This window comes from Arenibacter sp. 6A1 (assembly GCF_012272855.1).
Taxonomy (GTDB): domain Bacteria; phylum Bacteroidota; class Bacteroidia; order Flavobacteriales; family Flavobacteriaceae; genus Arenibacter.
This window is the reverse complement of record NZ_JAAXCQ010000040.1, coordinates 1-4,081: the sequence shown is the minus strand read 5'-3', so window position 1 is coordinate 4,081 and position 4,081 is coordinate 1. Positions and strand designations below refer to the sequence as shown.

Here is a 4,081-nt window from a genome sequence, read left to right as displayed (position 1 = left end):
ACTACAAACGTTAAGTTTCATTATCGAACCGCCGTATACGAGACCCGTACGTACGGTGGTGTGAGGGGTGCACTCCGTCATTAGATGGCGGAGCCATCCACTCGATTGGCAACTGGCTTTATTCCACTTTAATATTTCCGTTAGTTCTCAGATATAACAACACATCAATTTCTGAATCATTTGAAATATTATGAATTGCTTTGTCAGTTGAACTAAAAGAACTACCAGCGTCTAATATTTTTATTTCTTGATTTTGAGGTAGCGTATAATTTAATTCGCCCTGTATTACAACCGAATGTAAATCAGTTCCATTAGTTTTAATAATCCCATTGTAATTCTTAGGAAGTTGTACGAAAACACCTCGAGAATCTTTGCTTTGCCAAAGAAAACTAATTTTAGCTTTACTATTAACTTCAATAGAATGCGTCCTTTTACTGTCTAACCAAACTACGTTTGAAGCATCTATGTTGATTGGTCGTTCTCCGTTGTCAAATGATTCCTCAATAGATTTAACCAAATAAGGTCCTTTATTTATTTCCACTAACGCTATGTTTTCTTCGCCTTTTGCAGAAGTAATATGCGATTCTCCTTGTGGTTGTGTCCAGAAACTACCCGATTTCATCCACATATTTTCTGCCTTAGGGTCATCATTATGAATACTTCCTTTGATGACAACAGCTCTGTAAGTTACATTATGAATATGCGGTGGTGATGAAAAGCCGTCTGCGAACTTTGCTAAAAATCCAGTTGCAATTTCTGCATTCCTATCTCCCCAAATGGTTCCAGCTTGTGGACTTTGGTCTCCTCTTGCAGGATTTAATTTTTCCCATTTTATTTCAGAACTCAACAGCACTTTATTTGTTGGGTTATCTATCTGTTCAAAACTATTGTTTTCTGTTTCAGTTTTTATCTTTTTACTATCATCACACGAGGCTAATAATAAAAGTGAAACGATAATTGGTAAATTTGCAAATTTAAAATTCATACTATTATTTGTTAATTTTCAACTATTACTTTTCCTATTGCCTTTCCGCTTTCAAGTCTAGCATACGCTTTTCCAACATTTTTTAATGAAAAATTTTCTTCATCAAGTAAAGGTTTTAAAGCTCCAGATTCGGCAATTTTAGCAATGTTTTTTAAAATTTCTCCGTGTTTTTCTCTCTGAAAATTATGAATCATTGGAATAAGCATAAATACAACATGTAATGATAACCCTTTAAAGTGCATTGTACTTAAATCAATTTGGCTCAAAGAAACTGTGGTTGCAACTTGACCATTAAAGGCAGTCGCTTCAAAGGATTTTAGTAAATTCTCTCCACCAACAGAGTCATAAACGACATCAAAACCTGCTCCATTAGTATGTTTATTCACATATTCCTTAACTGATTCTGATTTGTAATTAATGGATTTTGCGCCATAAGATTTTACGATTTTTGCTTGTTCTTCACTACTGATAGTTGTGTAAACGTCAGCACCAAAATATTTAGCCAATTGAATCGCAACATGTCCAACTCCACCAGTACCGCCGTGCACTAAAACTTTCTGCCCTTTCTGAATATTTGCACGAGTTAGGCCTTCGTAAGCCGTTATTCCAACTAATGGTAACGATGCAGATTCTTTCATTGTTAAGTTGCTCGGTTTTTTCGCAATCAATTTTATATCGGCAGTTATATATTCAGTCAATGTTCCTTGTAAATCTCCTAAACCACCTGCACAACCATAAACTTCATCGCCTACTGAAAATTCAGTAACATCATTTCCAACTTGTTCAATTGTTCCGGCAAAGTCCATTCCTAAAATTGCTGGATTTTTGGGCGAAAAAGGCAAATCATTTCCCATATTCTTAATCATTGTATCAACTGTATTGACACTTGAGGCTGAAATTTCCACTAAAACCTGTCCATTTTTTAATATTGGTTTTTCTACTTCTTTGGATTCAAATTTTGCATTTTCTCCATATTCATTAATTACCATTGCATACATAACTTATTGATTTTTAATTACTATAAAATTTATAGTTGCAAACTTAAGTATAGTATTCTATATTTGCAATAACGGTCAAAAAGGATAGTTTAATTATGCATAAATTTAGAGGAAAAGAATACCCTTGTTGCGCAAGCTTAACGATGGGAATTATTGGTGGAAAATGGAAAACAGTTATTCTTTTTCATTTGATGAATAAAAAACTAAGGTATAATGAATTAAGAAAATCAATGCCTAATGTTACCGAAAGAACATTGAGCTTACAGCTAAAAGCTTTAGAAGAAGATGGTCTGATTAAAAGAAAAGTTTATACATCAAAACCACCGCTAAAAGTTGAATATTCCTTAACCGATTTTGGTAAAACTTTAATTCCGTTAATTCAATCTATTGCGGATTGGGGCGATTCTGTGGTTGAAAATTATTCTTAGCAATTAGCTTTTTTTAGTCGTAAATTCTAATTGTTTCGCCATTTCCTTTTCCGTTGACACTTCTAACATATCCGTTAATTACTTTTTTCATTGGTATTGGATTATGTCCAGGAAAATAGTCCTTGTACTTTTCATAAGCATCTTCGACCATTCCCGAAGAAACGACATTTACTCTAATTCCGTTTTCAATTTCAAGTGCAACCGCTTTTACAAAACTATGAATTCCGCCATTTACCATTGATGCACTCGCTGTTTTTACTACTGGGTCATCTGCTAAAATTCCTGTGGATAAAGTTATTGAACCATTTGGGTTTAAATAATTCTGTCCAATACGTACAAGATTAACTTGTCCCATAAGTTTACTTTTCAGGCCGATATAATAATCTTCTTCGGTGAGTTTATCAAAATCATCCCATTTTGCTTCCCCAGCAATACATATGATTGCATCAAGTTTTCCCGTTTTTTCAAACATAGAATTAATTGAATTAATATCTGCAATATCTACTGTGACATTTCCAGAAGTTCTTCCCGCGATTATTATCTCGTTATCTTGCTTAAAATGGGAGACGACTCTTTTTCCGATCGTTCCATTTCCTCCAATTATTAATATTTTCATTTTTACATTTTTAAGTTAAACATTGAGTTTTACTACATTTTCTTCTCTCACTTCTTCTTTTATATATAGTTAAAGTTGCAATTACACTCCAAAGTAAGTTAGTAACAAATGGAGGAATGGCATTATAATAATAACAGTTTACCGCAATTAATAATCCGCCAAAGAGATTTAAGAATTTACCATATTCTAAATACGCTTTGTTCTTTATCAAGGTAAGGGAGTATGCCAGTATTATTAGTCCTGAGCCAGTCCAACCTAATATGTCAAAGATTAGCTCCATAGTTTGTTATATTGCGATATGTAGATATATTGTAAGAAATTTTTTTTAGCTAATAAATTTTATATACTCCTGGATTACATCTTCATTTCTCTTAAGATAAGACCATTTTCCATGTCTTGTTGAAATTAATAATCCGCATTTTTCCATGTTATTCAAATACGTTGAAATAGTGGATTGAGAAAGTCCAGCTTTTTCTTGAATATATGTTACGCACACGCCATCATTAAAGTGTTTCAAGGTTTCATGTGGAGGAAAGTTTGTTTCAGGTTCTTTCAACCATTCCATGATTTGAACTCTTGTTTTATTCGATAAACATTTACCTATTTCTGTGGCTGTTCTTAAATCCATAGTACAAACATATCTATATTTTGCGATATATAAAAATGAATTTTAAAAATTTTAACGGAATCTCCGAGTGAAGCTTGTTGCCAACGCCCAAGCTATGAGTAGTGCGGGGGTAGAGAGGCACAGTCCTTTCCTGCGTGCACCAAGAAAAAGCTTTGAGGGTTTGGTTATTTTATATTCTCAGAGCAAAATCGGAAAGATTTTGCGCCTTCATAAATATAGACAAAACTTTAGATTGAAGACCAGAGCCCGCATTACTTCATAGGTTTTGTGTGTGCCCAGCATGGGCATCTTTTATCTACTGCAAAGTAGATAATTAATTTAGAGGGTGCAAGTCCCTTATGGGCAGGGGTAACGCCTTGAACCATTAGTAAGTCGCAAGGGTGGTAACTGCGAGGTTACATCTGAAGGAAGCGAGACTACAAAACT

The 4,081-nt window shown here is 34.0% G+C and carries 6 protein-coding genes; 1 reads left to right on the top strand and 5 read right to left on the bottom strand.

Annotated features, from left to right (window positions below; genetic code table 11):
* Positions 1 to 118: 118 nt before the first annotated feature.
* Complete coding sequence (locus HCG49_RS18305) at positions 119 to 985, bottom strand: DUF4437 domain-containing protein (RefSeq protein ID WP_168470927.1); 867 nt, start codon at positions 983 to 985, stop codon at positions 119 to 121.
* A gap of 11 nt (positions 986 to 996) precedes the next feature.
* A complete protein-coding gene (locus tag HCG49_RS18300; protein ID WP_168470926.1) occupies positions 997 to 1,983 on the bottom strand; it encodes a zinc-dependent alcohol dehydrogenase family protein in 987 nt (328 codons plus the stop codon).
* 95 nt (positions 1,984 to 2,078) lie between these two features.
* On the opposite strand from HCG49_RS18300, the gene HCG49_RS18295 reads away from it, so the two are divergent.
* Positions 2,079 to 2,411 carry a winged helix-turn-helix transcriptional regulator gene (locus tag HCG49_RS18295; protein WP_168470925.1) on the top strand — a complete coding sequence of 111 codons (333 nt, stop codon included), beginning with the start codon at positions 2,079 to 2,081 and terminating at the stop codon, positions 2,409 to 2,411.
* Between the two features lie 13 nt (positions 2,412 to 2,424).
* On the opposite strand, the gene HCG49_RS18290 is transcribed toward HCG49_RS18295, so the two are convergent.
* From HCG49_RS18290 to HCG49_RS18280, 3 genes are read right to left on the bottom strand one after another with little or no spacing between them, the layout of a single operon-like run.
* Positions 2,425 to 3,027 carry a short chain dehydrogenase gene (locus HCG49_RS18290; protein ID WP_168470924.1) on the bottom strand — a complete coding sequence of 201 codons (603 nt, stop codon included), beginning with the start codon at positions 3,025 to 3,027 and terminating at the stop codon, positions 2,425 to 2,427.
* Between the two features lie 10 nt (positions 3,028 to 3,037).
* The gene (locus HCG49_RS18285) at positions 3,038 to 3,307 is read right to left on the bottom strand and encodes a CBU_0592 family membrane protein (RefSeq protein WP_168470923.1); all 270 of its coding nucleotides are present in this window, start codon (positions 3,305 to 3,307) and stop codon (positions 3,038 to 3,040) included.
* 45 nt (positions 3,308 to 3,352) lie between these two features.
* Positions 3,353 to 3,655: an ArsR/SmtB family transcription factor gene (locus HCG49_RS18280; protein WP_168470922.1), complete on the bottom strand. Its 303-nt coding sequence runs from the start codon at positions 3,653 to 3,655 to the stop codon at positions 3,353 to 3,355.
* Between the last annotated feature and the right edge of the window lie 426 nt (positions 3,656 to 4,081).